This window comes from Nocardiopsis sp. NPDC006198 (assembly GCF_040613895.1).
GTDB lineage: Bacteria > Actinomycetota > Actinomycetes > Streptosporangiales > Streptosporangiaceae > Nocardiopsis > Nocardiopsis tropica.
In genome coordinates this window covers 1-25427 of record NZ_JBEXSY010000087.1, presented here as the reverse complement: position 1 = coordinate 25427, position 25427 = coordinate 1, and the positions used below count along the sequence as shown (strand labels likewise).

Genomic DNA, 25427 nt, shown 5'->3' with positions numbered 1-25427 from the left:
ACCGAGGGCATCCCGGTGCACGACACCGCCGCGTTCTGGTCCTACGCCGGCTCCAAGGGCAACAAGACGCGGATCATCGGTCCGAACTGCCCGGGGCTGATCACGCCGGGCCAGTCCAACGCGGGCATCATCCCGGCCGACATCGCCAAGCCGGGCCGGATCGGCCTGGTGTCCAAGTCGGGCACGCTGACGTACCAGATGATGTACGAGCTGCGCGACATCGGCTTCTCCTCGGCGGTGGGCATCGGCGGGGACCCGATCATCGGGACCACGCACATCGACGCGCTGGCGGCGTTCGAGGCCGACCCCGACACCGATGTGATCGTGATGATCGGTGAGATCGGCGGGGACGCCGAGGAGCGTGCGGCGGAGTTCATCAAGGCGAACGTGTCCAAGCCCGTGGTGGGCTATGTGGCGGGGTTCACGGCTCCGGAGGGCAAGACGATGGGGCACGCGGGCGCGATCGTGTCGGGTTCGGCGGGCACGGCCGCGGCCAAGCAGGAGGCCCTGGAGGCCGCCGGGGTCGAGGTCGGCAAGACCCCCAGCGAAGCGGCCCGCCTCGTGCGCGCCGTCCTCGGCGGAACCCACGGCGGAGAGGAGGCGGGCGCCCTCTCCACGGCGGCGCCCACGGCCCCATGACGACGATGCCCAAGCCCGGCACCTCCTGGGCCGCACTGTACGCCCGCTGCCGTGAGGCCGCCCCGGAGGCCTTCGGCCCGGACCGCGTCCACAACCACTGGGGCGGGCGGTGGCGCCCCGACGGCGAGCCCCGGGCCTCCTACTCGCCCGTGGACGGTTCGCGGACCGCGGACCTGCCCATGCTGGACGGCGCCACCGCGGCCCTCGCCGTGGCCGGGGCCGCCGCCGGGCACCGCGCGTGGGCCGCACTCCCCCTCGCGGAGAGGCAGGCACGGGTGCGCGCCGCGGTCCGCGCCTGGGAACGGCACCGCGACACCCTCGCCCTCGCCCTCGTGTGGGAGATCGGCAAGCCCTGGCGGCTGGCCCGCCAGGACGTGGACCGGGCGATCTCCGGGGTGGAGTGGTACCTGGACGGCATCGGGCCCATGCTCGACGGCCGCCTCCCCCTGGACGGCCCCGTCAGCAACATCGCGAGCTGGAACTACCCGATGAGCGTGCTCGCGCACGCGATGTGCGTCCAGGCGCTCGCGGGCAACGGGGTGATCGCCAAGACGCCCACCGACGGCGGGCTGGTCTGCCTGACCCTCGCCGTGGCCCTCGCGGTCCGGGAGGGGCTGCCGTTCACCCTCGTCAGCGGGGGCGGGCGCGAACTGTCCCCGGCGCTGGTGAAGGGGCCCGAGATCGGCTGCGTGTCCTTCGTCGGAGGCCGGGACGCCGGCGGCCGGGTGGCGGCCGACGTCGCCGACCTGGGGCGGCCGCACGTCCTGGAACAGGAGGGGCTGAACTGCTGGGGGGTGTGGGAGTTCAGCGACTGGGAGACCCTCTCCGGCCAGATCCGCAAGACCTTCGACTACGCCAAGCAGCGCTGCACCGCCTACCCGCGGTTCGTCGTGCAGCGATCCCGCTTCGACGCGTTCCTCGACGCCTACCTCACCGCGGTCCGCGGCGTCCGCTTCGGCCACCCGCTCGCCGTGGAGTCCCCCGACGACGACCTGCCGGAGCTGGACTTCGGCCCCCTCGTCAACGCGGCCAAGGCCAAGGAGCTCACCGACCGCGTCGCCGAGGCCGTCGCGGGCGGGGCCGTGCCCCTCTACCGCGGCGGACTGGACGACGCCCTCCTGCTCCCGGGCCAGAACACGGACGCCTACGTGGCGCCGGTGGCCATCCTGGAGCCGCCGCGCTCCTCACCGCTGTTCCACGCCGAGCCCTTCGGCCCGGTCGACTCGATCGTGCTGGTGGACACCGAGGCCGAACTCCTGGCCGGGATGAACGCCAGCAACGGGGCCCTGGTCGCCACGGTCTCCTGCGACGACCCCGACACCGCCTCGCGCCTGGCCGGGGGCGTGCGCGCCTTCAAGGTCGGCGTCAACCGGCCGCGCTCGCGCGGCGACCGCGACGAGCTGTTCGGCGGCTGGGGCGACTCCTGGCGGGGCGCCTTCGTCGGCGGGGAGCTCCTCGTCCACGCGGTCACCCGGGGGCCCGCCGCCGAGCGCCTGCCCGGCAACTTCCCGCACTACACGCTGCGCCCCGAGGGGCGCGTCTGACCGGCGGGGGACCCGGGACGGGTCCGGTGCGCGGGGCCGGGGCACGGCTCCCGGCGCACCGGGCCCGGCACGGCCGCTCCCGCGGCCGGCCGGAGGATCCGGACCGGTCGCGGGGGCACGGCCGGGGTGTCCGGGCGCCGCTCCGAGCGGCGGTGCGGACACGGGGCCGGGTGTCGGGGGCGGTCGGTGCAGGGGGCTGGAGCGCGCCGACCGCCCCCGCGTCTACTGACCCGAACTGCGGACGCCTCCCGTGGCCGCCGAGGGCGCGCTGAGCGCCTTCTTCAGGAGGATCCGATGCCTTCCGGCGTAGACGTTCATGGAGGTGCCCCTGAGGAACCCGGCGAGCGTGATGCCAGCCTCCTCGGCCAGGTCGACGGCCAGGGACGAGGGCGCGGAGACGGCCGCCATCATCGGGACGCCGGCCATCCAGGCCTTCTGCACCAGCTCGAAGGAGGCGCGGCCCGAGAGCATCAGCACCGTGCCCTCCAGCGGCAGCCGGCCGGAGCGCAGCGCCCAGCCGACCAGCTTGTCGACCGCGTTGTGGCGACCCACGTCCTCGCGCAGGGCGAGGAGTTCGCCCTCCGCGGTGAACAGCCCGGCGGCGTGCAGCCCGCCCGTGCGGTCGAACACCCGCTGCGCCTCGCGCAGGCGGTCGGGCAGGGCCGTCAGGGTGTCCGCGCCGATCCGGGCCCCGTCCTCCGCGACCTGCCACCTGGCCTGGGTGCGGACGGCGTCCAGGCTCGCCTTGCCGCACAGGCCGCAGGAGGACGTGGTGTAGAAGTTGCGCTCCAGCGACGTGTCCGGGCGGGGGACGCCCGGGGCCAGGGACACGTCGAGCACGTTGTAGGTGTTGGAGCCGTCCTCGGTCGCGCCCGCGCAGTAGCGGATCGCGGTGATCTCCTCGGCCCGCGACACCACGCCCTCGCTCACGAGGAACCCGGCGGCCAGGTCGAAGTCGTCGCCGGGCGTGCGCATGGTGACGCTCAGCGGCTCACCGTCCAGCCTGATCTCCAGCGGCTCCTCCACGACGAACGTGTCCACGCGCTCGGTCGCGGACCCGTCCTTGATCCGGAGCACCTTCCCCCGGACAGTGACCCGTCCCATCTCCGCCCCACCGCCTTCCGGTGTCCTGCCGTCCCCGGTTCTACACGATCTGTCCGGGATTCTCATCCTCGTGGTTCCGCGCGGGGCGGAACGGTTCAGGCACCGCCGCCGCCGGCGCCACCGCCTTTCCCGTCGCCGCCGCGGCGCTGCACGTGCTGGAAACCGAACCGTCCCTTGATGCACAGGTTCCCGTGGGTCACGGGGTTGTCGTGCGGGGACGTGACCTTCACGATCTCGTTGTCCTGCACGTGCAGCGTAACGTTGCAGCCGACCCCGCAGTACGTGCAGATCGTGGTGGTCTCGGTCTGCTTGTCCTCGTCCCAGGTCCCCGCCTGGCGCATGTCGAACTCGGTGCCGAAGGAGAGGGCCCCGGTGGGGCAGACCTCGATGCAGTTCCCGCAGTACACGCAGGCCGAGTCGGGCAGGGTGACGTCGTGCTCGGTGGAGATGCGGGCGTCGAACCCGCGCCCGGCCACCCCGATCGCGAAGGTGTTCTGCCACTGGTCCCCGCAGGCGTCGACGCACTTGTAGCACATGATGCACTTGGAGTAGTCGCGCACGTACAGGTCGTTGTCGATCTTCGCGGGCTGCTCGACCGTCGCCGCGACCGAGCCGTCGCCGGGCTCGTGCTCGCCGGAGCGCCGGGCGTCGCGCACGCCGAGCGCGGCGGCCTCGGCGCGCGGGCCGAACCTGTCGGGCTCCGCCTCGTAGCGCTCCATCCACTCGGCGACCTTCGGGGTGGTGGACAGGTCCACGGAGGAGCCGAGCAGCTCCAGGACCAGCTTGCGGCTGTGGCGCACCCGCTCGGAGTCGGTCGCCACGGACATGCCGGGCTCCAGCTTGCGCGAGCAGGCGGGGGCGAGCGTGCGCGCGCCCTCCACCTCCACCACGCACACGCGGCAGGCGTTCCTGGGCGTGAGGGTGTCGCCGTGGCAGAGGGTGGGGATCTCGGTGCCGCGCTCGGCGCACGCCTCCAGGACGGTGGTGCCCTCGGGCACGCGGACCTGCTCTCCGTCGATGGTCGCGTCGATCAGCCGCCTGGGCGGGGCCAGGAGTACGGGGACGGTCATCGGGCCTCCTCGGTTGCCGCCCGGTCGCCCGCGGCGGTGCTCTGCTGGATGTCGTCGGAGGCGGCCCGGCCGGGGCCGCCGAACAGGTCGAGCCGGTCGATCGCCGACTCCACGGCGTTCCAGCCCGTCTGCCCCAGTCCGCAGATCGAGGCGTCCTTCATCGCACGGCCGACCTCGCGGAGCAGGGGGACCTCGGCGGCCGCGTCCGCCCCCGCGCTGATCCGCAGCAACGACTCCTCCTGGCGCACCGTGCCGACACGGCAGGGGACGCACTGGCCGCAGGACTCGTCGCGGAAGAAGGCCGCCACCCGGACCAGGGTCGCGACCAGGTCGGCGGTGTCGTCCAGGACCAGGACCACGCCCGAGCCCAGGGTCGTCCCGGCCGCGCGGGCGCCCTCGAAGGTCAGGGGGATGTCGAGTTCGTCGCCGCGGACGAACGCCCCGGCCGCCCCGCCGAGCAGGACCGCCTGGACGGTGCGGCCCTCCGGCAGGCCCCCGGCCGCCTCGATGAGGTCGCGCAGGGTGGCCCCGAACGGCAGCTCGTACAGCCCGGGGCGGCGCACGCCGCCGGACAGGCAGAACAGCTTGGGTCCCGTGGACCCGCCCGTGCCGACGGCCGCGTAGGCGGGGCCGCCCATCAGCATGATCGGCAGGACGTTGACCAGCGTCTCGACGTTGTTCACGGCGGTGGGCTTGCCGAACAGGCCCTTCTCCACGGGGAAGGGCGGCTTGGTGCGGGGCTCGCCCCGGTAGCCCTCGATGGAGCCGAAGATCGCGGTCTCCTCGCCGCAGATGTAGGCCCCGGCGCCCCGCCGGATCTCGATGTCGAAGGCGAACCCCGAGCCCAGGACGTCCGGCCCGAGGAGTCCGCGCTCCCGTGCGAGCGCGACGGCGTTCTCCAGGTGCCGCAGCGCGCGGGGGTACTCCCCCCGGATGTACAGGAACCCGAGCCGCGCCCCGACGGCGTAGCCGGCGATCGTCATCGCCTCGATGACGGAGAAGGGGTCGCCCTCCATCAGGACGCGGTCCTTGAAGGTGCCCGGCTCGCTCTCGTCGGCGTTGCACACCAGGTAGTGCGGGCCGTCCGGCTGCTGGGCGGTGGCCTGCCACTTGCGGCCGGTGGGGAAGGCGGCTCCGCCACGGCCGACCAGGCCGGAGTCGGAGACCTCCCGGATCACGCCGGCCGGGCCGAGCCGCAGCGCCCGGCGCAGTGCCGCGTAGCCGCCGGCGGCGCGGTAGTCGTCCAGGCTGAGGGGGTCGACGGTACCGACGCGCCGGAGGAGCACGTGGTCGGGCGACCCGGCGTCGGGGACCGCCGCCGAGGGGGCGGGCTCAGGGGCGGTGCCGGGCAGGGGGTCGGCGCCGAAGGTGGTGGGGGAGGGGGCGCCGTGTCCGTTCGCGGAGACCGGTGCGGCGGAGCCGGGGGAGGCGTCCCCCGCCAGCGCGTCGAGGTCCCCGGGGGCGGCGGGCGCGGCGACGGCGTACCGTGCCGGGGCGCCGGCCTCGAGGGCCAGGGCGGCGGGCGCGCGTTCGCACATGCCGAGGCAGGGGCTCTCGTGCCAGGTGGTGTCGCCGTCGTGTCCGCCGGGCGGGCCGAGGCGTTCGGCGAGCCGGTCGCGCAGGCCGGACGACCCGGCCGCCGCGCAGGCGATGTCGGTGCACAGGTGCACGACCCGGCGGGGGCGCTTGCGCAGGGAGAACATCGCGTAGAAGGAGGCGACGGCGTAGGCCTCCGCCGGCGGGACGGTGAGCCGTCGGCAGATGTGGTCCAGGGCGGGCCTGCTGATCCAGCCCACCCGGTCGTTGACCGCGTGGAGGGCGGGCATGAGCAGGTCGCGTCTGTCCCGGGCGGTGTGGCCTCCCCGCGCGTAGCGCAGGTCGACGTCCTGGCGGGCGCCGCCGTCCCAACCGGATTCGGGGGGACCGAGCACGCTGTCGACGGCTTCGCGCTCGACGGCGGTGGGCGCCTCGTCCAGGAATCGCAGGTCCACGTCTGTGTCACCTCAATCTCGTGTAATCCAGATCACAGGATTTTGTATACAGAGGACAGTATGATGCTGGTTATCGGGTTGACAACCCCCGTACGCGCCAAGATCGCGTAAGGAGACCCGGCCCCCGGGGCGCGCGCCCGAACGCGTCGCCCAGGGAGGGGACCGCGCCGTCGCCGCAGGGGGCTGGGGCGACGGCGCGGTCCGCCGTCCGCGCACGTCAGGGCGCCGGCGCCGCACTGCCGGCGTGTTTCTCCACCCTCTCGATCCGCACCGCCGCGGCCTTGTACTCGGCCGTCCCCGCGATCGGGTCGGTGGCGTCGATGGTCAGCAGCTGGGTGTCCACCTGGTGGGGGAAGTGGAACGTCATGAACACCAACCCCTGCCGCATCGCCTCCGTGACGGAGACGGGGACGAGGACGGAGCCCCGGCGCGAGGTCACCCGCACCGTCTCGCCGTCGGCGACGCCGAGCTTGGCCGCGTCCTCGGGCGAGAGGTCCAGCAGCTCGCCCCGGCGCAGCGGCGACGAGAAGCCGCCGGTCTGCACCCCGGTGTTGTAGTCGTCCAGGCGCCGCCCCGTCGTCAGCCGGAACGGGAAGTCCTCGTCGAGCAGGTCGACCGGCGGGGAGTGGCCCACGATCCCGAACGGGGCGGGTTCGCCGCGCTCGGCGGGGTCCTCCGACCACAGGCGCGAGTGCAGGTAGCTCGGCTCCAGGGCGTCCTCGGAGTAGGAGGGCCACTGGATGCCGTGCAGCTCGGCCAGGCGCGCGTAGCTCATGCCCCGGTGCATGGGGGAGAGGGAGCGGACCTCGTTCCAGATCTCCTCGGCCGAGGGCCGGGACCAGTCGACGCCGAGGCGGGTCGCGAGGTCGCACATGATCTCGATGTCGTCGCGGGCGCCCTCCGGCGGGTCCAGGGCCTTGCGGACCAGCTGCACGCGGCGCTCGCTGTTGGTGAAGGTGCCGTCGGACTCGCACCAGGAGGCGCTCGCGGGGAGCACCACGTCGGCGAGCTCGGCGGTGCGGGTCAGGAAGATGTCCTGCACCACCAGGTGGTCCAGGCTGCGCAGGCGGCGGGTGGTCTTCTCGGTCTCGGGCTCGGACTGGACCGGGTTCTCGCCGATCACGTAGAGCGTCCTGAGCTCCCGCTCGTCCATCGCCTCGAACATCTGGGTCAGGGTCTTGCCCTTGGTGCCCTGGATCTCGCGGCCCCACGCGGCCTCGAAGGGCGCGCGCGCCTCCGGGTCCAGGATGTCCTGGAACCCGGCCAGCCGGTCGGGGATGGCGCCCATGTCGCCGCCGCCCTGCACGTTGTTCTGGCCGCGCAGCGGGTTGAGCCCCGAGCCGTGCCGTCCCACGTGCCCGGTCAGCAGGGCCAGGTTGATGAGCGAGCGGACGTTGTCGGTGGCGTTGTGGTGCTCGGTGATGCCGAGCGTCCAGCACATCTGGGCGCGCTCGGCCCGGGCGTAGGCGTGCGCCAGCTCGCGGATGGCCTCGGCGGGCACGCCGGTCTCGGCCTCGGCGGCGGCGAGCGTCCAGGGCTCGACCAGCGCGCGGTACTCGTCGAACCCGCTCGTGGCGCGCCGGACGAAGGTGTCGTTGGCCAGGCCCGCGTGCAGGATCTCGCGTCCGATCGCGTGCGCGAGCGGGATGTCGGTGCCCACGTTCAGTCCGAGCCAGCGGTCGGCCCACTCGGCGGTCGAGGTGCGCCGGGGGTCGACGACGAACAGGCGCGCGCCGTTGCGCACGCCCTTGAGCACGTGCTGGAAGAAGATGGGGTGGGCGAAGCGCGGGTTGCCTCCCCAGATCACGATGAGGTCGGTGTCCTCGACCTCGGCGTAGGAGGAGGTCCCCCCGCCCGAGCCGAAGGCCGCGGCCAGGCCGGCGACGCTGGGCGCGTGGCAGGTGCGGTTGCAGGAGTCGACGTTGTTGGTGCCGACGACGACGCGGGTGAACTTCTGCGCCATGAAGTTCATCTCGTTGGTCGCCCGCGCGCAGGAGAGCATGCCGAAGGAGTCGGGCCCGTGCTCGTCCACGCCGCGCCGGAACCCGGCGGCCGCGCGGTCGAGGGCCTCCTCCCAGGAGGCCGGGCGCAGTTCGCCGCCGTCGCGGACGAGGGGGCGGGTGAGTCGGTCGTAGGGAGCGGAGAAATCGTCGGATCGCATGTGGCCTCGCTTGGTGGTCGTGGCCGGATTCGCCTGGTCCGACGGCGCCCGTGGCGCCTGACGGGGATACTGCATACAGTATTTAGCGATCATGAGTCATGGGTCAAGACCGGGCGGCCGGTGCGGGTGCGGGGGGAGCCGGGGGTCCGGGGGCGTCGAGCATCCGGTCGTTGAGCAGCCCGGCCACGGCGTCCACCGCCCGGAGGGCCGGGGCGGGGGTGCCGGTCAGGTCGGCCAGCTCCACCACGGCGGACAGGATGACGTCCAGTTCCATGGGCCGCCCGCGCTCCAGGTCGTGCAGGGTCGAGGTGCGGTGGTCCCCGGCGCGCTCGGCCCCGGCCAGGCGGCGGTCGATGGAGACGGCGGGGTGCACGCCGAGCCGCGCCGCGACCTCCAGGGTCTCGGCCATCATGGTGCGCGCCATCTCCCGGGTCGATCGGTTCCGGCAGATCTGCGCCATGGTGGAGCGGGTCAGCGCGCTCAGCGGGTTGAAGACGATGTTGCCCATCAGCTTCACCCAGATGTCCTCGCGCAGGTCCTGCTCGATCGGGCACTTGAGGCCGCCCGCCTCCATCGCGGCCTGGAAGTCGCGGCAGCGCGCGGAGGAGGACCGGTCCGGCTCGCCGATGGAGAACCGGGTCCCCTCCATGTGCCGGATCACCCCCGGGCCCGCGAGCTCGGTGGCCGCGTAGACCACGCACCCGACCGCGCGCTCGACCGGGATCGTCCGGCTGACCGCTCCCCCCGGGTCCACGCTCTCGATGCGGTGTCCCGCGAGGGGGCCCTCGACCCCGTGGAAGTACCACCACGGGATGCCGTTCTGGGCGGCGACGACCATGGTGGAGGGGCCCATCAGGGGGCGCAGCATCGGGCCGCAGCCCGCGTAGTGCTGGGCCTTCAGGCCGAGGAGGACGGCGTCGACGGGGCCGACCTCGGACGGGTCGTCGGTGGCGTGCGGGTGCGCGGTGAAGTCGCCGCGCGCGCTGAGCACGCGGACGCCCCGCTCCCGCAGGGCCTCCAGGTGGGCGCCGCGGGCGATGAGGTGGACGTCGGCCCCGCCCCTGTGGAGTGCGGCGCCCGCGTAGGCGCCGATCGCTCCGGCGCCGAGTACGGCGATTCGCATGAGGACTCCCTTCCTTTCACATACTGTATACAGTATGCTCCGAGATATCGTTCTCCACATGTCGGTAGGGAGAGAAGGAATGCCCGACCAGGGTTCCCCGGAAACTTCTCCGCTTCTTCACGTCGGAGACCACCCGCGACCCCCGCTGCCCTGGACCGCGGCGCGGGAGCTGGCGCGGGTGACCGGTGCCGAGGGTGGCACGCCCATGGCCGAGGAGCCGCTCGCCGGCGCCCTCGGCGCCACCCTCGGCGCCGACCTCGTCGCGGCGGTCGACGTCCCCGCGCTCGACAGCGCCGCCATGGACGGGTACGCGGTGTCCGGGGAGGGCCCCTGGTCGGTCCTCGGGCGCTCGCTCGCGGGGCGGCGGTGCCCGGTCGTCCGGCTGGGGGGCGGTGAGGCCGTGGAGGTCGCCACCGGCGCCGTCCTGCCGGACGGCACCACGGCGGTCCTGCCGCGCGAGCTGGCGACGGAGTCCTCCGGCGCCGTGCGCGGCGGGATCGGCGAGGGGCGGCACATCCGCCGCCGGGGCGAGACCACGGCGGCGGGAACGCCGGTCGCCCGCCGGGGTAGCCCCGTCACCCCCGCCCTCCTGGGGCTCGCCGCGAGCCTGGGCCGCGACACCCTGCCCGTGGTCCGGCCCCTCGTGCGGGTCCTGGTCACGGGGGACGAGGTCGTGGTCGAGGGGGCGCCGCGCCCCGGGGCGGTGCGGGACGCGATCGGTCCCGTGCTGCCCGGGCTCGTCGCCTGGGCCGGGGGCGCCTGCGCCCCCGCGGTGCGGGTCCCCGACCGGGGCCGGGACCTGGCGCGGGCGCTCGGCGTCGCAGGGCCGGCCGAGGTCGTCGCGGTCTGCGGCTCCTCCTCGGCCGGCCCGGCCGACCACCTGCGCCCGGTCCTGGCCCGACTGGGCGCCAGGGTCGTCGTCGACGGCGTCGCCTGCCGCCCCGGCCATCCGCAGCTGCTGGCCGTCCTGCCCTCCGGGACCGTGGTCGTGGGGCTGCCGGGGAACCCCGGCGCGGCCCTGGCCGCCGCCCTCACCCTGCTGGTTCCGGTGCTCAGCGGCCGTGCGGACCGGCGGGACCCCGCGCACGCCGGCCGGCGGATCGGGCTCATCGGCCCGACCGGCCCGCACCCGTCCGACACCCGTCTGGTGCCGGTGCGCGTGAGCCAGGACCTGGCGGTGGAGCTGCCCGTCTCGGGCTCCGCCGACCTGAGGGGCGCCGCCACGGCGGACGCCCTCGCCGTGGTCCCGCCCTCGCGCGTCCCGGGGCGCGTCCCCGGAAGGGTCGAGCTCGTGGAGGTTCCGACGTGACCCACGCACGTCCTGCGTTTTGTACACTGTCTACAAAGACCGCGCACCAGGATTCCGGAGATTCCCTATGGCCTCGCAGGGGTTGAACACCGTCGCAGGACGGATCCAGCGTCCCGTACCGCTGCGCGAAGCCGTGTACGAGGCAATCCTGGACCTGATCACCACCCGGGCGCTCTCACCCGGCCACCACCTGGTCGAGACGGAGCTGGCCCAGACCCTGGGCGTCTCGCGCCAGCCCGTCCGCGAGGCGATGCAGCGGCTCAGCAACGAGGGGTGGGTGGACCTGCGCCCCGGCTACGGGGCGTTCGTGCACACGCCCACCGAGAGCGAGGCCGACCAGCTCCTGGCGGTCCGCGCGCTGCTGGAGACCGAGTCGGCCCGCCTGGCCGCCGCCAACGCCTCGCCCGAACAGGTCGGCCACCTGCGCGACCTGGTCGCCGCCGGGCGCGCGGCGACCGAGCTCGCCGACACCGACGCGGTGGTCCAGGCCAACGCCGACTTCCACCGCACCGTCACCGAGGCCTCGGGCAACCGGGTGCTCGCCGAACTGGCCGCCCAGGTGGACCGGCGGGTCCGCTGGTACTACGCCCCGGTCGCCCGCATCCGCGGCGCCGCCTCCTGGGACGAGCACGCCAGCCTCGTCGACGTCATCGAGGCGGGGGACGCCGACCAGGCCCTCAGGCTGATGAGCGAGCACACCGAGCGCACCCGGCGCACCTACCACGAGCGCGTGGACGGCGACGGCTCCTGAGTCCCCGCGGCGGGGTCGCGGCGGCTCAGTCCGCCGCGACCCGGTACGCGCTCCCGTCGGCCTCGCGCGTCAGGTACCCCTCCTCCACCAGGTACCTGCGCATCGAGGACGGGTCGTCGAAGCAGGTGCGGATCGCCGTGTTCACCTGCTTCTCGGTGTAGACCACCCCGGGCGCGAAGAGCCGCCCCGCGATCCGCGCGAAGACCCCTCGGCGCAGCTCGCGCCGGACGGGCAGGGCGGTCAGCCGTCCCTGGTGGAACAGCGCGTCCACGGGGTCGCGCCCGGCGGGGGCGTTCTCCTCCAGGGCGGCCGCGAACACCCCGGGCACGCACACCACGCGCCCGCCCTCCTCCCTCACGAGGCCGGCGTCCGCCAACCGGCGCAGGTGCCGTACGGCCCCGGAGCCGCCCGCGCGGAGGTCCTCCGGGGCGCCGCCGGCGCCCGCCGCGACCACGCGGGCGTAGAGCGCGAGCCGGTCGGGGTCGGCGAGGGACGAGACGATCTGGGCGGGGTGCGGCACGGTGTTCCTCCTGGCGTGGGTTGTCCGCACCCATGAGACCGGAGGGGACGGGCTCCCCGCCAGCGGTTTTCAGCGCCCGGCGAGCAGCCGCTCCACCACCCTGGCCACCCCGTCCTCGGTGCTCGCCGGGGCGACGCCCAGGCCCAGGGCGGGATCGAGCAGGTCCGGGTGCCCGTCGGCCATGGCGTAGCCCATACCGGCCCAGGACAGCGCGGCCAGGTCGTTGGGCATGTCGCCGAAGGCCGCGACCTCCTCCGCGGCCACCCCCCACCGCTCGCAGACCAGTGCCAGGGTGGTGCCCTTGTTGACCCCGGACGCGCTCAGCTCCAGCAGTCCGTGCCCGCCCGAGTAGGTGACCTCCACCAGCGATCCGACCGTCTCCACGGCCGCCTCGTGCAGGAGGTGGACCGGGGTCCCGCCGGAGCGCACCAGCAGCTTGGCGATCGGGGAGGTGCGCTCCAGGAGCTCCTCGGCGGAGTCCAGGACCCCGCTCACCCAGTCGCGGTGCGCCCACGGTTCGAGCAGGTAGCCGGGCTCGTGGAAGAAGCCGGTACCCGTCTCCACGCCGAAGCCGAGGTCGGGCAGCGCGCCGCGCAGCTTCTCGACCACGGTGCCCGCCGTCTCCGGGGACAGGGCGCGTACGAGGGGCTCCTCGTCGGGGAGGTGGGCGAGCGCGCCGTTGCCGCAGAGGACGGCGGCGGAGGTGAACTGGGAGGAGATGTGCCACGTCTCCCGGGGCGGGCGGGCCGTGGAGACGACCACCCTCACCCCCGCGTCGGCGGCCGCCGCCAGCGCTTGTCGGTTGCGGGCGGAGACGAGGCCTCCGGAGCCCAGGAGAGTGCCGTCGAGGTCGGTCGCGATGACCCGGGGAAAGACCATGTGTCGCATTATGTCTGTCTCCGGTGACGGTTTGAAGTGGCGCCCTCCGGGCCCGGTGCGGGCGGTGCCGCGGCCGGGAGGACCGCCGGGACGCGTTCCACGACCCCGCCCCGGAAGACGTCGTAGAGGTCGAGGGTCTCCAGGTGCACGTAGCCGATGTGGCAGTCGCAGCTGGTCAGAGGGCAGGGGGACGGTCCGGGGTCCAGGGCGAACGACCCGTCGTAGAGGTTGCCCATCGGGGTGTCCACGAAGTGGCAGCGGCGCACCCCGCCGTCGGCGTCCACGGACAGCACACTGTCACCCGTGCGGCAGGGCCGTCCGAGGCTCGGGTGGGGGTGCCGGCTGTAGTGGAAGTGCGGGTCCAGGGCCTGCCACTCCGCGGCCTCCCCGTCGGTGTAGGTCCGGCCCTCGGCGGCGTTGACCCACAGGTACACGTCACCGGGCAGGTCGGCCCGCATCCTCCGGGCCGCCTCCAGGTGGTCGGGCTCGCCGACCACGCCGACGCTGAACCGCACCCCCGCGGCGGCCAGCTCCCGGGCCTTGGCGAGGAAGCGCTCGTGGGACACCTGGCCGGGGTGGTAGGTGGTCCACAGCGCGGTGGACGACAGGTCGCAGTCGGCCAGCCAGCCCAGTCGGCCGCTCAGGTTGGTCTGGATCGCCACCCTCTCCACGTGGGGCAGGCGGCTGAGCCGGACGATCGCGGTCCGGTACCAGGATCGCACCAGCCCCTCGCCCCAGGGGGTGAACAGCACCGAGACCCGGGTTCCCGGGTTCTCGGCGGGGCGGTCGGCCACCCAGTCGGCGAACCGCTCCAGGGCGGCCCGGTCCGCGCGCAGGGTCCCGGGGTCGTCGCGCCGCTTGGCGAAGGGGCAGTACGGGCAGTCGTAGTCGCAGCTGGCCAGCGGCCCCCGGTAGAGGAGGGTGAGGTGCGGGGGGAGCTCCGGCGCGGGGCGCGCCCGGTCGGGGGCGCCCGGGGCGCGGGGCGCGGGGGACAGGGCCCCGTGGATCCCCGGCCAGGGGAGCGGTGTCACCCGCGGGGGCGCGGCCGGGGCGGAGGCGCGGGCGGGGGGAGCCCCGTGGCCCGCGGCGGGTTCCACGGCGCTCACCGGGCCTCGTACTCGGCCATCAGCGCCGACACCCGGGCGGAGAAGGCCATCGGCCCGACGGCGTCGGAGTGCGCGAGGCCCTCCGGGCTCAGCCGCACCGTGCCCGGGCCGCCGTCCGGTTCCAGCCAGCCGCGCGCGCCGAGCGCGGCGAACAGCTCCGGGAAGTCCTCCGCGGGGTGGCCGCCGAACCGCTCCGCGTAGGCGGCGGCGTCCATGCCCTCGGCCCGCAGCAGAGACTGGACGAGGTGGCGGCGCCGGCGCTCCCCGTCGTCCAGCAGGAACCCCACCTCCGCGTGCGCGAAGTCCCCCGCGCCGCGTCCCACGTAGTCCGCGATGATCGACCGCACGTGGCCCACCCCCACCGCGTAGTCGAACGAGTAGTGGGCGGACGCCGTGTACGACCGCGCCCCGCACCCGAGCCCGACCATGCCGTCGGTCTGGCAGCAGTGGTCCGGCACGTCCGCGCCGGTGGCGGGCGCGTCCGCGCGCCGGAACATGCGCATGGACACCTGCTCGTAGCCGCGCTCCAGCAGGTGGTCGCGCCCCTGCCGGTACAGGCCCAGCCGGTGGTCGTCCCAGTCCCGGGCGCGGCGGCCCAGGCCGGTGAGAGGCCGCACGTACAGGGGGTAGAGGTAGACCTCCTCCGGGGCCCATTCCAGCGCCGTGTCCAGGGAGTACGCCCACGTGCGGGCGTCCTGCCGGTCGATCCCGTAGATGAGGTCGAGGTTGAGGTCGGCGGAGGTGTGCCCGCGCACGGCCGCCAGGGCCCGGTCCACCTCGGCGCGTTTTTGCGGACGCCCCGCGGCGTGGGCCTCGGAGACGAGGAAGCTCTGCACGCCCATGCTGATCCGGGTCAGGCCGCGCGCCTGGAGCACGTCCAGCCGGTCGGGCGTGGCCGTGGCGGGGGAGGTCTCCACGGAGACCGGTGTCCGGGAGAGGTCCACCCCGAACGCGCGTTCGGTCAGGTCGTAGACACGGACGAGTTCGTCCGCGGTCAGGTAGGTGGGCGTCCCCCCGCCCAGAGCGGCGCGCGCGAACCGGAACCCGTCGGGCAGCGCCGCGGCCACCTCCCCGGCCTGGCGCTCCATCGCGTCCAGGTACGCGGTGACCTGCTCGGCCGGGGGCGTGGACCGCGTGAACAGGTTGCAGAACCCGCAGCGCATCTCGCAGAACGGGATGTGCGCGTACAGGGACAGCGCGCTCACGTCCTCGTCCCGCCACAGGTCGGCCAGCGGCGGGCGGTCCGCGAAGGGCCGGTAGGCGCTCTTGTGCGGATAGGCGTACACGTACGACCGGTACGGGGAGTCCTCGCGCACGGGTTCCGGGCGCGGCACGGGGGTGACGGTCACGGGGTCGCCTCCTCGGCGTGGACGGGTGCGGTGCGTCCCCGGGGCAGGAACGCGTGGGTGTAGGGGACCGTCCACACGGTCTCGTGGCCGATCCGGTGGCCGGTGTACCCGTCCTCGCCGTAGGCGGTGCCGTGGTCGGAGCACACGATCGCGAAGCACGGGCGGCGGGCGGACATCGCGGCGAGGAGGGGCGGCAGGTGCCGGTCGACGTACTCCAGGGCGGCCGCGTGGCTCTCCGGGGTGTCGCCGTCCCCGGGGGAGGCCCCCGGCAGGTGGAACCAGTTGGGCTGGTGCAGTGCGGACGCGTTGAGCAGCAGGAAGAGGGGCCGGTCGGCCGGGCGCTCCCCGGCGATCCGCACGGCCCGCGCCACCTGGTTCTCGAAGGAGCGGGGGTCGGCCACGCCGAACGACTCCTCCCAGTGGCTCTCGGCGAACATGTCCGGGATCACCGACCCCACCGCCGACCGCCGGTTGAAGAACCCCGTCCCCCCGACACAGGCCGTGTGGTACCCCGCCTCGGCGAGGCCGGAGGCCAGGTCGGGGGTGTCGAAGGTCCAGGTGTGCGGCGCGGTGGACACGCTTCCCGGGAAGGCGGCGGCGAACAGGCGCGGATGGGGGCCGGGCGCGGCCGGGGTGGGCAGGAACCCGGCGAGCATCGCCAGGTGGGAGGCGTACGTGAAGCTCCCCGGGGCGTGCCTGCGCTCCCACCCCCCGTCCGGCAGCAGGCGGGCGAGGTGGGGGGTGCGGCCCGCCCGCGCGAGTTCGTCGGCCACGTCGAAGCGCAGCGTGTCCAGGGTGAGCAGCAGGATGTCGTGCGTGCCCACCACGGCGTTCATGTCGGGTTCGGTGCTCATCGTTCTTCTTCGGGAGGAGGTGTGCGCGCAGGCCCGGCGTGCGGGTCCGGCTCTTCGGGGCGGTCCCTCAGGGGGCGGGGACGGGAGGGGCGGGCGCGCCGGTCGGGAAGCGGCCGGCGGCCAGGGCGTGCAGCTGCTCCGCGTAGGTGTCGCGGCCCTCGTGCAGCACCCCGGGGAGGAGGTCGCCGAAGGCGTTGACCTCGCAGACCGTGAACCGCCGCCAGCCGGGCGAGGGCATCAGGTCCACCCCCGCGTGCAGGGTGCGGGGGAAGCACGCGGCGGCGGCCTCGGCGGTGGCCGTCGCCTCGGCCCAGGCACGGGGGCCGACCGACTCCCGCAGGGCGTCGATGTCGCCCCGGGCGTTGCCCAGGTGCAGGTTGGTCATGGGCGAGGACGACGTGCGCGCCACGACGTGGGTGGCTCGCCCCGCGACCACCACCACCCGGAGGTCGAGGACGCGGCCGTCGAAACCGGCCTTGGGCACCCACCGCTCGACGTGCAGCCCCTCGGGGGCCAGGGCGTCCACGACCGCCGCGATGTTGGGTTCCGACGTGTAGGTGCGCGGGCGCAGGCTGTTGAAGAGGCGCACGGACCCGTCCCCGCCGCGCACGAGGTCGGCGGTGGTCACCGCCCGGACCCGGCTGTCGGACGCGACGGCCAGCGCGACCACCCCGGAGGCGGAGGAGCCGTGCGCGGGCTTGACGAACACCCGTGTCCAGCCGTGGTCGGCCATCGCGGCGCGCAGCGACGCGTAGCCCGTGACCGGGCCGGGCAGCGCGGGGGCGACCGGGACCCCCGCGCGGGCCAGGCGGGTGTGGCAGCGCCGCTTGTCGCACATGTCCACCAGGTCCTGCGGATCCTGGAGCAGGCGTGCGCCCGGGGCGGCGGCCACCGCCTCCGACAGCCGGTCCAGGGCGGCCCGGAACCCGGCGTGGTGGTCGGCGGTGCCCTCGGCGCGGTACGGGTCCGGGGCGCGGTCCCAGCCGCGCAGCAGGCGCTCGGTCTCCACGTCGCCGCCGGGGGAGTCCACCCGGACCAGTCCGCCGTCGGGCAGGCGGACCGGCCCGGCGGCCAGCTCCCGCCACGGCACGACCGAGGGCGGGGCCAGGCCTGCGGACCGGGCCGCCGCGAGGAACAGGTCCAGGCGGCGGTTGCCGGGGACCCCCACCACGACCAGGGGCCGCTCCCGGGTCACTCGGAGACCGCCGAGTAGCGGTGGACGTGCGTCTCTCCGCCGTACTCGTCGACGTCGGGCTCCCGGGGGTCGGACACGTCGACCTCCACCCCGGCCCCGGCGAACTCCGCGCGGACGCGTGCGGCCGTCTCCTCGGACATGTAGTGGTGGTGCAGGTCCAACCGCTTCAGGCCGCGGAAGGCCGGCGCCCCGAGGAGCGCCCGGGCGCCCTCGTCGGTGAGGGTGCCCAGGGAGAGGTCGAGCGTGTCCAGCGAGGAGAGCACGGGCGCCCCGGCCAGCGCGGGGATCCAGTCGTCCAGTTCCTCGGCGTTGCGCAGCCCCAGGTGGCGCAGGCGCGGGAAGGCCTCGCCGGAGAGGACGGGGGCCAGGTCCTCCGGGGTGCTCTCACCGCCGTACTCCTTGGAGCCCGGCCACAGCTCCAGGCGCTCCAGGCCGGGCAGCGGGGACGCGCACACGTCCCGCACGACCTCGGGCCGGAGCGCCCCGCTCTGCACGGTGAGGCTGCGCAGCGCGCGGTGCTCCCCGAGCGCCAGCCCCAGGCCGGCGCTGCCGCCGCGGACGGTGAACTCGGCCAGGCCCGGGAACGCGGCGAGGAGCGGGGCGAGGTCGCCGTGCTCGATCCAGGAGATCTCGTTCTCCTGCTGGCGGATCTCACCGAAGAACAGGGACCGCAGGGCGGTCAGCTTCGGCGCGATGTCGAGCAGCCGGTCGCGGACCTCGTCCGGGGGCATCGCCTCGTAGTCGCCCCCCATGTACCCGACGATCAGGGCGGTCACCTCCGCGGGCGCGACGATCTCCGCGAACCGGCCGAGGTACTGGCCCAGGGTGTCGATCGGGCCGTTGGAGCCCGTGCCGTAGGAGGGGGTCTCCATCCGCAGCCGCCAGGCCGCCGAACCCGGGTCGGCGACGGTCTCGAAGAGCCGGGCGTAGTTCTTCGGGTGCTCGGTGTGCGGCTCGCGGCGGTTGCGGGCCCAGTACATGGCGAGCCCGAAGTCGTCCCTGAGGGCGTCCCACCCCGTGAACTCGACCACGGGGAGGCCGGCGAACTCCGTCAGGTGGCTGCGGTTCGGCAATGGTTTCTCCTGCCTGGGATTGCGGACGCCCCTATGTCTAACAGCCTGGTGCGACACCGCCGACGGCGCCTCCGCTCACTCGGAGACCGCCGTGTAGTAGTGGAACTCCCCGTCGTGGGCACGCGGGCTCTGGACATCGGACAGGTCGACCTCCACGCCGGGAAGCGCGGCGCGGAGGCGTTCGGCCGTCCCCTCGGACACGTAGTGGTGGTGCAGGTCGAGCCTCCGCAGGTGCCGGAAGGCGTCGGCGGCGCCGATCAGGGCCTCGGCGCCGGTGTCGGTGAAGGTGCCCAGGGACAGGTCGAGGACGTCCAGGGAGGCGGTCACGGGCGCCTCCGCCAGGACGGCGATCCAGTCGTCGATCCCCTCGGCGTTGCGCAGGCCCAGGTAGCGCAGGGCGGGGAAGGCCCCGCCGGAGAGGACGGGCGCCAGGTCCTGCGGCGTGGTGTCGCACCCGTACGTGTCCACCCCCAGCCACAGCTCCAGGTTCTCCAGGGCGGGCAGGCCGGAGGAGGCGATCCCCCGGCACACCCGCCCGGGCAGGCCGCCGCTCTGGACCGTGAGGGTCCGCAGGCCGGTGTGCTCGGGGAGGTGGAGGTCGAGCCTGCCGCCGCCCACGGAGGTCTCGCCGGTCCCGCGCACGGCCAGCTCCTCCAGCGCGGGGAAGGCCGCGGCCAGGGGGGAGAGGTCGCTCTGCTCGATCCAGGAGATCTCGTTCTCCTCGTAGACGATGTCCCCGAAGAACAGCGACCGGAGCGACGGGAAGGCCTCCGCGTGGGCGATGAGCAGGTCGCGCGGGACCGTCGACGGCGATTCGGGGCCGTCCCCCCAGGTCCCGATGACGAGCGCCCCCACCCGGGCCGTGTCCACGTCCGCCAGGAAGCGGGCGAAGTACGCGGGGAAGGCCTCCGCCGCCTCGTACGGGTCGGCCCGCAGCCGCCACGCCACCGAACCCGGGTCGGCGAGCGCCGCGGCCAGTTCGCCGGGGGCCGGCTCCTTCGCCTCCGTCGCGGGGAACTCGACCACGGGGAGGTCGGCGTACTCGGTGAGGTGGGTGCTGTTCGGCATCGTCTGCTCCAGGGGCCGGTCCGGGGTTTCGGCACCCGTTCTAGCAGTCCGGGACGACATGCCGCCCGGACCGCGTCCCGGTCCCGGGGCACGGTGTGCCCGCCGGGGGGCGGAGGGCGTCCGGGAACCCCTCCCGGGGGGTGCGGCCGCGGCCGTGGAGGGCGGGACACGTCGACGACGCCTCCAGCATCTCCCGCATCCGCGGGCACTCCAGGAAGTCCTCGGCGCCGCAGGACACGACGTGCGCCACCATCTCGCGGGCGGCCCGCAGCCGCTCCAGGCGCTCGTCCAGCAGGGCCAGGTGCTCGGCCAGCCGCGCCCGGCGCGACCCGCCGTCCGGGGCGGAGACCACCCCGCGGATCTGGGCGAGGCTCAGCCCCGCCTCCTGGGCCTGCAGGACCAGCGCCACCTGGACGCGCTGTTCCGGCGCGTACCGGCGCCGGTCGCCGGAGCGGCGGGCCGGCTCCAGCACCCCCTCCGCCTCCCAGTGCCGCAGGACGTGGGCGGCCAGGCCGAACTCCCCGGCCAGTTCCCCGATGGACAGCTCCGACGCACTTGACTTCATGTGGACATTAACTTCCAGACTGGAGGTCCGGTCAAGGGCGGGAACGGGGAGGGTGTCATGGACGAGCGGACCGAGCGCGTGCGCGGTGACTGGAACCGGATGTCGGGGCGGTACGAACAGGGGGCGCGCCTCCAGGAGGCCGTGCTCGGGGGCGTCCGCGCGAGGCTGTGCGCCCCGGCCGCGGGCAGGGTCCTGGAGGTCGCGGTGGGCACGGGCCGGAACCTGGCCCACTACCCCGCCGGAGCGGAGGTCATCGGCGTGGACCTGAGCCCCGCCATGCTGGAGCACGCGCGGGCCCGCGCCTCGGCCCTGGGCGTGGACGCCGTGCTCCGGGAGGGCGACGCCCAGGAGCTCTCCTTCGCGGACGGGGAGTTCGACACCGTCGTGTGCGCGCTCGCCCTGTGCACGATCCCCGACCAGCGCCGGGCCCTGGACGAGATGCACCGGGTGCTCCGGCCCGGCGGGCGCCTGCTGCTGGTCGACCACGTCGACTACACGCGCTGGCCCTTCCGCCTCCGGGAGGCGCGCAAGGAGCACCCGCGGCGGCTCCCGAGGGCGGTCGCCGCGGAGGCGGGCTTCACGGTGGACTCCCACGACCGGGTCGCCCTGGGGTTCGTCGAGCTCGTCGCCGCCCACCGGGGGCCCTGACGGGGCGGCGCGGGCCCGCCCGCGGGACGGACGGACCCCTGCGGCCCGCCCGCGCGGACGGCGTCGCGGCGGTTCCGGGGCCTCACCGGCGCTGCGACGGGACAAGCCCGGGTGGCCGGTGTGACAGTGGTGGCATGGCTACGCACAGCGAACTCCGCGATTTCTGGGAACGCCGGCTCGAAGGCGACTGGACCGAGAGCGGCGTCGGGTACCGGGCCCTCGGAAGGCCCTTCAACACGTGGATGTACCGGGTGCGCGAGGAGGTGTTCCTGCGCGAGGTCGCGGGCCTGCGGCCGCGCGGGGCCGACGTCCTCGACGTCGGCAGCGGCACCGGTTTCTACGTGCGGCTGTGGGACCGGCTGGGCGCGTCCGCGGTCACCGGCTCCGACATGACCGAAGCGGCCGTGGAACGCCTGCGCGAGAGGTTCCCCGAGCACCGGTTCGTCCGCCAGGACGCCTCGGAGCTGGACGCCTTCGAGGACGGCTCCTTCGACGCGGTCTCCTGCATGGACATGCTCTTCCACATCACCGACGACGAGCGCTACACGGCCGCGTTCCGCGAGTTCGCGCGGGTCCTGCGCCCCGGCGGCCTGCTCGTCGTCTCCGAGAACTGCCTCCGGCGGCCGGAGCAGCGCGGTGAGCACCAGGTCAACCGCACCCTCGCGTGGATCGCCGGGACCGCGGACAAGGCGGGGTTCGACATCGTGCGCCGCGTCCCGATGCTCGTGCTGATGAACGCCCAGGTCGACGCCGCCCTGCCGTGGCGCAAGGCCTGGGGCGGGGTCCTGCGCGCCGCCACGGTGACCGCGCCGACCGGCTGGCTCGCGGGCGCCGCCCTCTACCCGCTGGAGCGGCGCCTGGTCCGGGGGCGGAAGGAGAGCCCCACCACCGAACTCGTCGCGCTCCGCCTCCGCGAGCGGGCGTGACGCCGATGTGACGGGGGACACGTGCCGGTCGTGTGAGGGGGTGGGCGGCGCGCCGGGTTACGGTTGGGGTCCACCTTGTGCCGGATGCGACGGCCTCCGGGGTCGGGCCCCCGGCGCGGCGGCCGGCCTGTTCGGGAGGCGACTTTGCCAGGCTCCAGACGTTCCACGCTCAGATCCGTGGTCAAGTGGGGACTCGTGGGGCTGGTGACCACCCAGGTCGCGGTCGTCGCGGCCCTCATGGGGGTCAACCACTGGCGCAGGAAGGTGCGGCCGCACCGCGCCAACTTCCCCCGGACCGCCCCCGCGGAGCTGCCGGTCGGCGACACCGACGCCACCGTGTACACCTACGGCGAGGACGTGTTCGAGGACATGCTCGCGGCGATCCGGGGCGCCCGCCGCCGGGTCCTGTTCGAGTCCTACATCATCAAGGACGACCGGGTCGGCCACCAGTTCAAGCAGGCGCTCATCGAGGCGGCCCACCGGGGCGTCGAGGTGTACGTCGTCTACGACGGCTTCGCCAACCTCGTGGTTCCCCGGTCGTTCTACCGCTTCCCCGACAGCGTGAAGGTCCTGCGCTACCCGGCGTTCCGGCCGGGCGTGCTCCTCATGAACGTCCGCAAGTCCGGCCGCGACCACCGCAAGATCCTCACCGTCGACGGGGAGGTGGGGTTCGTCGGCGGCTACAACGTCGGATCGCTGTACGCCACCGAGTGGCGCGACACCCACCTCCGGGTGTCCGGCCCGGCGGTGTGGGAGCTGGAGAACGCGTTCGCGGACTTCTGGAACATGAACCGCCGGGGCGGGCACCCGGAGCTGCAGGGGCTGGGGGAGGCGGAGTGGAACCCGCGGTTCCGTGTGCACCGCAACGTGCCCGAACAGCTCATCTACCCCATCCGGGCCATGTTCCTGGAGGCCATCGACCGGGCCAAGGACCGGGTGCTGTTCACCCAGGCCTACTTCATCCCCGACCGTGAGCTCCAGAGGGCGCTGATCGACGCCGCCGAGCGCGGGGTCGACGTCAACATCCTCGTCCCGGAGAACTCCAACCACATCATCGCCGACTGGCTGGCCCGCGGGCTGTACTCGGCGCTCCTGGGCGGCGGGGTGCGGCTGTGGCTGTACCAGGACGCGATGGTGCACGCCAAGACGGCGACGGTGGACGGCCGCTGGTCGACGGTCGGCACGGCCAACGTCGACCGGCTGAGCCTGACCGGGAACTACGAGATCAACGTGGAGATCTTCGACGAGCACGTGGCGGCGCACCTGGAGGACGTCTTCGCCAAGGACCTCACCAACTGCCGGGAGCTGACCGCCGAGGAGTGGCGGAGCCGGCCGTTCGCGGCCAAGTTCAGCGAGGTCGTGCTCGCCCCCTGGCGCCCGTTCCTCTGAGGGCGCCGCCCCCGGCGGCACGCCCGGGCGCGGGTCCGGCGGACCGGCCGCGGCGGCGCCCGGCGCCACCGCCGTTCCCGTTCCGCCCCGCGTCCGTGCGCGGCGCCGGGCGGGTCAGCCGCGGCGGCGCTTGGGCGGCGGCCCCAGCCTGGTCGTGAAGAAGGGGTCCGGATCCGCCTTCCGGGGCCTGGGGCCGCCCCAGTGCTGCGGACCGGGGTGCGGTGTGCGGTGGAGCGCGTTGGCGATGGCCGAGGCGGATCCGCCCCGCTGCCGGGAGGGCGGGCCGGTCTCCTCGTCCCCGTCCGGCCCCTCGTCGGGGGCGTGGTCCCCGTCTGTCATCCGAATACCCCCCGACCTGCTGTGACGTCTGCTCCGACCGGTCCATCATCGATCGGCGGGGGCGAATTGTCATGCCGACACGGGGGCCGGCGCGCGACCTTCTGCCGGGGGAGGCCGCCCTCCGCCGGGACGGGCGCCGGTGGAGGGGCCGAGCCGGGGGCCGCGGCGTGGCGGGCATGTTTCCATAACATGAAATCCGCATGACGGCCAGACCGTTGACACCCCGTGGGCGGCGTTCTACCTTCTGTGCTGAAAGCGCTTTCCAAAAGAAGGGAAGGCCTCGACCGGCGCCACGGCGGCGGCCGGGGCAGGCGCGACCCGCGCGGCGAACGCGGGCCCCGGCACCCCGGGGACGGCCCGGACGCCGCGGCGGGACGGTTCCACCCCCCTCGGACCCTCGGACGAAGTCGGAGAAGAAGAATGCGAACCAGACCCCTCATCGCGTGCGCCGGCCTGCTGGCGGCGGCGCTCGGCGTCACCTCCGCCGGCGCGGCGCAGGCCGAGCCGACCCCCCTGGCGGACACCGTGCTGTACGCGTCGCCGGACGGCGACGACGGCGCGGGCGGCACGGAGTCGGACCCGACCACCCTGACCTCCGCGATCGACCGCATCAGCGCGGGCGGGACGGTCTACCTGCAGGGCGGCGTCTACGACCTCCCCGACACGGTCACCCTCCCGGAGGGCTCCGGCGGCTCCTCCGGCGCCCCCACCGAGCTCTTCGCCGCCCCCGGTGAGAGCCCCGTCCTGGACTTCTCCGCCCAGAGCGAGGACCCGGCCAACCGCGGGCTCGCCCTGGAGGGCTCCCACTGGCACATCCGCGGGATCGTTGTCCAGAACGCCGGCGACAACGGCATCTTCATCAGCGGGAGCGACAACGTCGTCGAGCGCACGGTGACGCGCTCCAACCGCGACACGGGGCTCCAGATCTCCCGCCGGACCTCCGACACCCCCGAGAGCGAGTGGCCCGCGAACAACCTGGTCGTGAGCACGGTGTCCCACGACAACGTCGACTCCGACGGCGAGGACGCCGACGGCTTCGCGGCCAAGCTCACCTCGGGTCCCGGGAACGTCTTCCGCGACACCGTGGCCCACAACAACATCGACGACGGCTGGGACCTCTACACCAAGTCCGACACCGGCCCCATCGGCGCCGTGACCGTCGAGGACTCCCTCGCCTACGGGAACGGCACCCTCAGCGACGGCTCCCAGGCGGGCGACGGCGACCGCAACGGCTTCAAGCTCGGGGGCGAGGACATCGGGGTGGACCACGTCATCCGGGGCAACATCGCCTACGACAACGGCAAGCACGGGTTCACGTACAACCGCAACGTCGGCTCGATGACGGTGTCGGACAACATCTCCATCGGCAGCGAGGAGCGCAACTTCAACTTCGACGGCGGCTCCTCGGTGTTCCGCGGCAACACCTCGTGCGACAGCGGCTCCAACGACCGGATCATCGGCGACTCCGACGGCTCGAACCAGTTCTGGTCCGGCTCCGACGGCCCCCGGTGCTCGTCCTACGACGGGGACCTGGACTGGTCCTTCGACGACGACGGCACCCTCGTCGTCACCTTCGGCGGCACCCCGGTGACGCGATAGGAGGGGGCCCCGGGCGCGCCGCACCGCCGGATCCCGGCTCTCCGACGGACGCGCGCACCGGCCCCTGAGGCCGCGGACCCGTGCACGCACGCCGGTCCGGCCCCACCACCCGTGGCGCGGGCCCCCCCGGGCCCCCGCGGCCGGAGGCGGGCCCCCCCCCGCCCCCCCGCGGCGCCCCCCCCGCGGCGCCCCCCCCCCCCGCCGGGGGGCGGGTCGTGGGAAGAG

At 74.4% G+C, this 25427-nt stretch carries 22 protein-coding genes and 1 pseudogene; 8 read left to right on the top strand and 15 right to left on the bottom strand.

Going from position 1 to position 25427, the window contains the following annotated elements:
* Positions 1-639: succinate--CoA ligase subunit alpha (locus ABZ234_RS31540; protein WP_355014443.1), on the top strand; the 639-nt coding region annotated here is incomplete at its 5' end.
* A complete protein-coding gene (locus tag ABZ234_RS31535) occupies positions 636-2183 on the top strand; it encodes an aldehyde dehydrogenase family protein (RefSeq protein ID WP_355014442.1) in 1548 nt (515 codons plus the stop codon). The genes ABZ234_RS31540 and ABZ234_RS31535, both read left to right, overlap by 4 nt.
* Before the next feature lie 222 nt (positions 2184-2405).
* Here the strand turns inward: ABZ234_RS31535 and fdhD are convergent, their stop codons facing one another.
* The 5 genes from fdhD to ABZ234_RS31510 form a co-directional block, all read right to left on the bottom strand.
* Positions 2406-3287, bottom strand: coding sequence for a formate dehydrogenase accessory sulfurtransferase FdhD (fdhD, locus tag ABZ234_RS31530; protein WP_267948002.1), 882 nt, complete (start codon positions 3285-3287; stop codon positions 2406-2408).
* Positions 3288-3382: 95 nt separating this feature from the next.
* Positions 3383-4357 carry a 2Fe-2S iron-sulfur cluster-binding protein gene (locus ABZ234_RS31525; RefSeq protein WP_355014441.1) on the bottom strand — a complete coding sequence of 325 codons (975 nt, stop codon included), beginning with the start codon at positions 4355-4357 and terminating at the stop codon, positions 3383-3385.
* Positions 4354-6348 carry an NAD(P)H-dependent oxidoreductase subunit E gene (locus ABZ234_RS31520; RefSeq protein WP_355014440.1) on the bottom strand — a complete coding sequence of 665 codons (1995 nt, stop codon included), beginning with the start codon at positions 6346-6348 and terminating at the stop codon, positions 4354-4356. Before ABZ234_RS31520 ends, ABZ234_RS31525 begins: the two co-directional genes overlap by 4 nt.
* Before the next feature lie 217 nt (positions 6349-6565).
* Entirely contained in the window at positions 6566-8509 is a 1944-nt protein-coding gene (locus ABZ234_RS31515; RefSeq protein ID WP_355014439.1) for a molybdopterin-dependent oxidoreductase, read from the bottom strand.
* A 103-nt stretch (positions 8510-8612) separates the two neighbouring features.
* Positions 8613-9632 carry a 2-dehydropantoate 2-reductase gene (locus ABZ234_RS31510; protein WP_267948006.1) on the bottom strand — a complete coding sequence of 340 codons (1020 nt, stop codon included), beginning with the start codon at positions 9630-9632 and terminating at the stop codon, positions 8613-8615.
* 205 nt (positions 9633-9837) lie between these two features.
* Between ABZ234_RS31510 and ABZ234_RS31505 the strand changes: the two genes are divergently transcribed.
* Entirely contained in the window at positions 9838-10941 is a 1104-nt protein-coding gene (locus ABZ234_RS31505; protein WP_267948007.1) for a molybdopterin-binding protein, read from the top strand.
* A gap of 67 nt (positions 10942-11008) precedes the next feature.
* Complete coding sequence (locus ABZ234_RS31500) at positions 11009-11692, top strand: GntR family transcriptional regulator (protein ID WP_267948008.1); 684 nt, start codon at positions 11009-11011, stop codon at positions 11690-11692.
* 25 nt (positions 11693-11717) lie between these two features.
* Here the strand turns inward: ABZ234_RS31500 and ABZ234_RS31495 are convergent, their stop codons facing one another.
* The 9 genes from ABZ234_RS31495 to ABZ234_RS31455 form a co-directional block, all read right to left on the bottom strand.
* Complete coding sequence (locus ABZ234_RS31495) at positions 11718-12212, bottom strand: DUF2087 domain-containing protein (RefSeq protein WP_355014438.1); 495 nt, start codon at positions 12210-12212, stop codon at positions 11718-11720.
* A 69-nt stretch (positions 12213-12281) separates the two neighbouring features.
* Complete coding sequence (locus tag ABZ234_RS31490; RefSeq protein WP_267948010.1) at positions 12282-13100, bottom strand: HAD family hydrolase; 819 nt, start codon at positions 13098-13100, stop codon at positions 12282-12284.
* Positions 13100-14086 carry an STM4011 family radical SAM protein gene (locus ABZ234_RS31485; protein ID WP_355014444.1) on the bottom strand — a complete coding sequence of 329 codons (987 nt, stop codon included), beginning with the start codon at positions 14084-14086 and terminating at the stop codon, positions 13100-13102. The genes ABZ234_RS31490 and ABZ234_RS31485 overlap by 1 nt, the downstream gene beginning before the upstream one ends.
* Before the next feature lie 107 nt (positions 14087-14193).
* Positions 14194-15546 (bottom strand): STM4012 family radical SAM protein, encoded by a 1353-nt coding sequence (locus tag ABZ234_RS31480; RefSeq protein WP_355014437.1) that lies wholly within the window; start codon positions 15544-15546, stop codon positions 14194-14196.
* Complete coding sequence (locus ABZ234_RS31475) at positions 15543-16400, bottom strand: STM4013/SEN3800 family hydrolase (RefSeq protein ID WP_267948012.1); 858 nt, start codon at positions 16398-16400, stop codon at positions 15543-15545. Before ABZ234_RS31475 ends, ABZ234_RS31480 begins: the two co-directional genes overlap by 4 nt.
* Positions 16401-16467: 67 nt before the next feature.
* Positions 16468-17595, bottom strand: a complete 1128-nt coding sequence (locus tag ABZ234_RS31470) for an STM4014 family protein (protein ID WP_267948013.1) — start codon at positions 17593-17595, stop codon at positions 16468-16470.
* Positions 17592-18668: an STM4015 family protein gene (locus ABZ234_RS31465; RefSeq protein ID WP_355014436.1), complete on the bottom strand. Its 1077-nt coding sequence runs from the start codon at positions 18666-18668 to the stop codon at positions 17592-17594. The genes ABZ234_RS31470 and ABZ234_RS31465 overlap by 4 nt, the downstream gene beginning before the upstream one ends.
* 75 nt (positions 18669-18743) lie before the next feature.
* The gene (locus ABZ234_RS31460; RefSeq protein ID WP_355014435.1) at positions 18744-19736 is read right to left on the bottom strand and encodes an STM4015 family protein; all 993 of its coding nucleotides are present in this window, start codon (positions 19734-19736) and stop codon (positions 18744-18746) included.
* A 40-nt stretch (positions 19737-19776) separates the two neighbouring features.
* Positions 19777-20301, bottom strand: a complete 525-nt coding sequence (locus ABZ234_RS31455) for a MerR family transcriptional regulator (protein WP_355014434.1) — start codon at positions 20299-20301, stop codon at positions 19777-19779.
* A 57-nt stretch (positions 20302-20358) separates the two neighbouring features.
* Between ABZ234_RS31455 and ABZ234_RS31450 the strand changes: the two genes are divergently transcribed.
* From ABZ234_RS31450 to ABZ234_RS31440, 3 genes are all read left to right on the top strand, one after another.
* The gene (locus ABZ234_RS31450; protein WP_355014433.1) at positions 20359-20949 is read left to right on the top strand and encodes a class I SAM-dependent methyltransferase; all 591 of its coding nucleotides are present in this window, start codon (positions 20359-20361) and stop codon (positions 20947-20949) included.
* A 134-nt stretch (positions 20950-21083) separates the two neighbouring features.
* Positions 21084-21875 carry a class I SAM-dependent methyltransferase gene (locus ABZ234_RS31445; RefSeq protein WP_344183017.1) on the top strand — a complete coding sequence of 264 codons (792 nt, stop codon included), beginning with the start codon at positions 21084-21086 and terminating at the stop codon, positions 21873-21875.
* 177 nt (positions 21876-22052) lie between these two features.
* Positions 22053-23264 (top strand): phospholipase D-like domain-containing protein, encoded by a 1212-nt coding sequence (locus tag ABZ234_RS31440; RefSeq protein ID WP_344183019.1) that lies wholly within the window; start codon positions 22053-22055, stop codon positions 23262-23264.
* Positions 23265-23378: 114 nt separating this feature from the next.
* Here the strand turns inward: ABZ234_RS31440 and ABZ234_RS31435 are convergent, their stop codons facing one another.
* Positions 23379-23603, bottom strand: coding sequence for a calcium-binding protein (locus ABZ234_RS31435; RefSeq protein ID WP_344183021.1), 225 nt, complete (start codon positions 23601-23603; stop codon positions 23379-23381).
* A gap of 522 nt (positions 23604-24125) precedes the next feature.
* Here ABZ234_RS31435 and ABZ234_RS31430 point away from each other — a divergent pair.
* A pseudogene (locus ABZ234_RS31430) lies at positions 24126-25202 on the top strand (right-handed parallel beta-helix repeat-containing protein); the annotation flags it as partial.
* Positions 25203-25427 lie beyond the last annotated feature (225 nt).

Coding starts and splice junctions, on each gene's coding strand:
- ABZ234_RS31505 (WP_267948007.1), top strand. CDS start 9,838: ATGGCCGAGGAGCCGCTCGCCGGCGCCCTCGGCGCCACCCTCGGCGCC.
- ABZ234_RS31535 (WP_355014442.1), top strand. CDS start 636: ATGACGACGATGCCCAAGCCCGGCACCTCCTGGGCCGCACTGTACGCC.
- ABZ234_RS31460 (WP_355014435.1), bottom strand. CDS start 19,736: ATGCCGAACAGCACCCACCTCACCGAGTACGCCGACCTCCCCGTGGTC.
- ABZ234_RS31525 (WP_355014441.1), bottom strand. CDS start 4,357: ATGACCGTCCCCGTACTCCTGGCCCCGCCCAGGCGGCTGATCGACGCG.
- ABZ234_RS31515 (WP_355014439.1), bottom strand. CDS start 8,509: ATGCGATCCGACGATTTCTCCGCTCCCTACGACCGACTCACCCGCCCC.
- ABZ234_RS31510 (WP_267948006.1), bottom strand. CDS start 9,632: ATGCGAATCGCCGTACTCGGCGCCGGAGCGATCGGCGCCTACGCGGGC.
- ABZ234_RS31500 (WP_267948008.1), top strand. CDS start 11,009: ATGGCCTCGCAGGGGTTGAACACCGTCGCAGGACGGATCCAGCGTCCC.
- ABZ234_RS31435 (WP_344183021.1), bottom strand. CDS start 23,603: ATGACAGACGGGGACCACGCCCCCGACGAGGGGCCGGACGGGGACGAG.
- ABZ234_RS31445 (WP_344183017.1), top strand. CDS start 21,084: ATGGCTACGCACAGCGAACTCCGCGATTTCTGGGAACGCCGGCTCGAA.
- ABZ234_RS31455 (WP_355014434.1), bottom strand. CDS start 20,301: ATGAAGTCAAGTGCGTCGGAGCTGTCCATCGGGGAACTGGCCGGGGAG.
- ABZ234_RS31490 (WP_267948010.1), bottom strand. CDS start 13,100: ATGCGACACATGGTCTTTCCCCGGGTCATCGCGACCGACCTCGACGGC.
- ABZ234_RS31475 (WP_267948012.1), bottom strand. CDS start 16,400: ATGAGCACCGAACCCGACATGAACGCCGTGGTGGGCACGCACGACATC.
- fdhD (WP_267948002.1), bottom strand. CDS start 3,287: ATGGGACGGGTCACTGTCCGGGGGAAGGTGCTCCGGATCAAGGACGGG.
- ABZ234_RS31450 (WP_355014433.1), top strand. CDS start 20,359: ATGGACGAGCGGACCGAGCGCGTGCGCGGTGACTGGAACCGGATGTCG.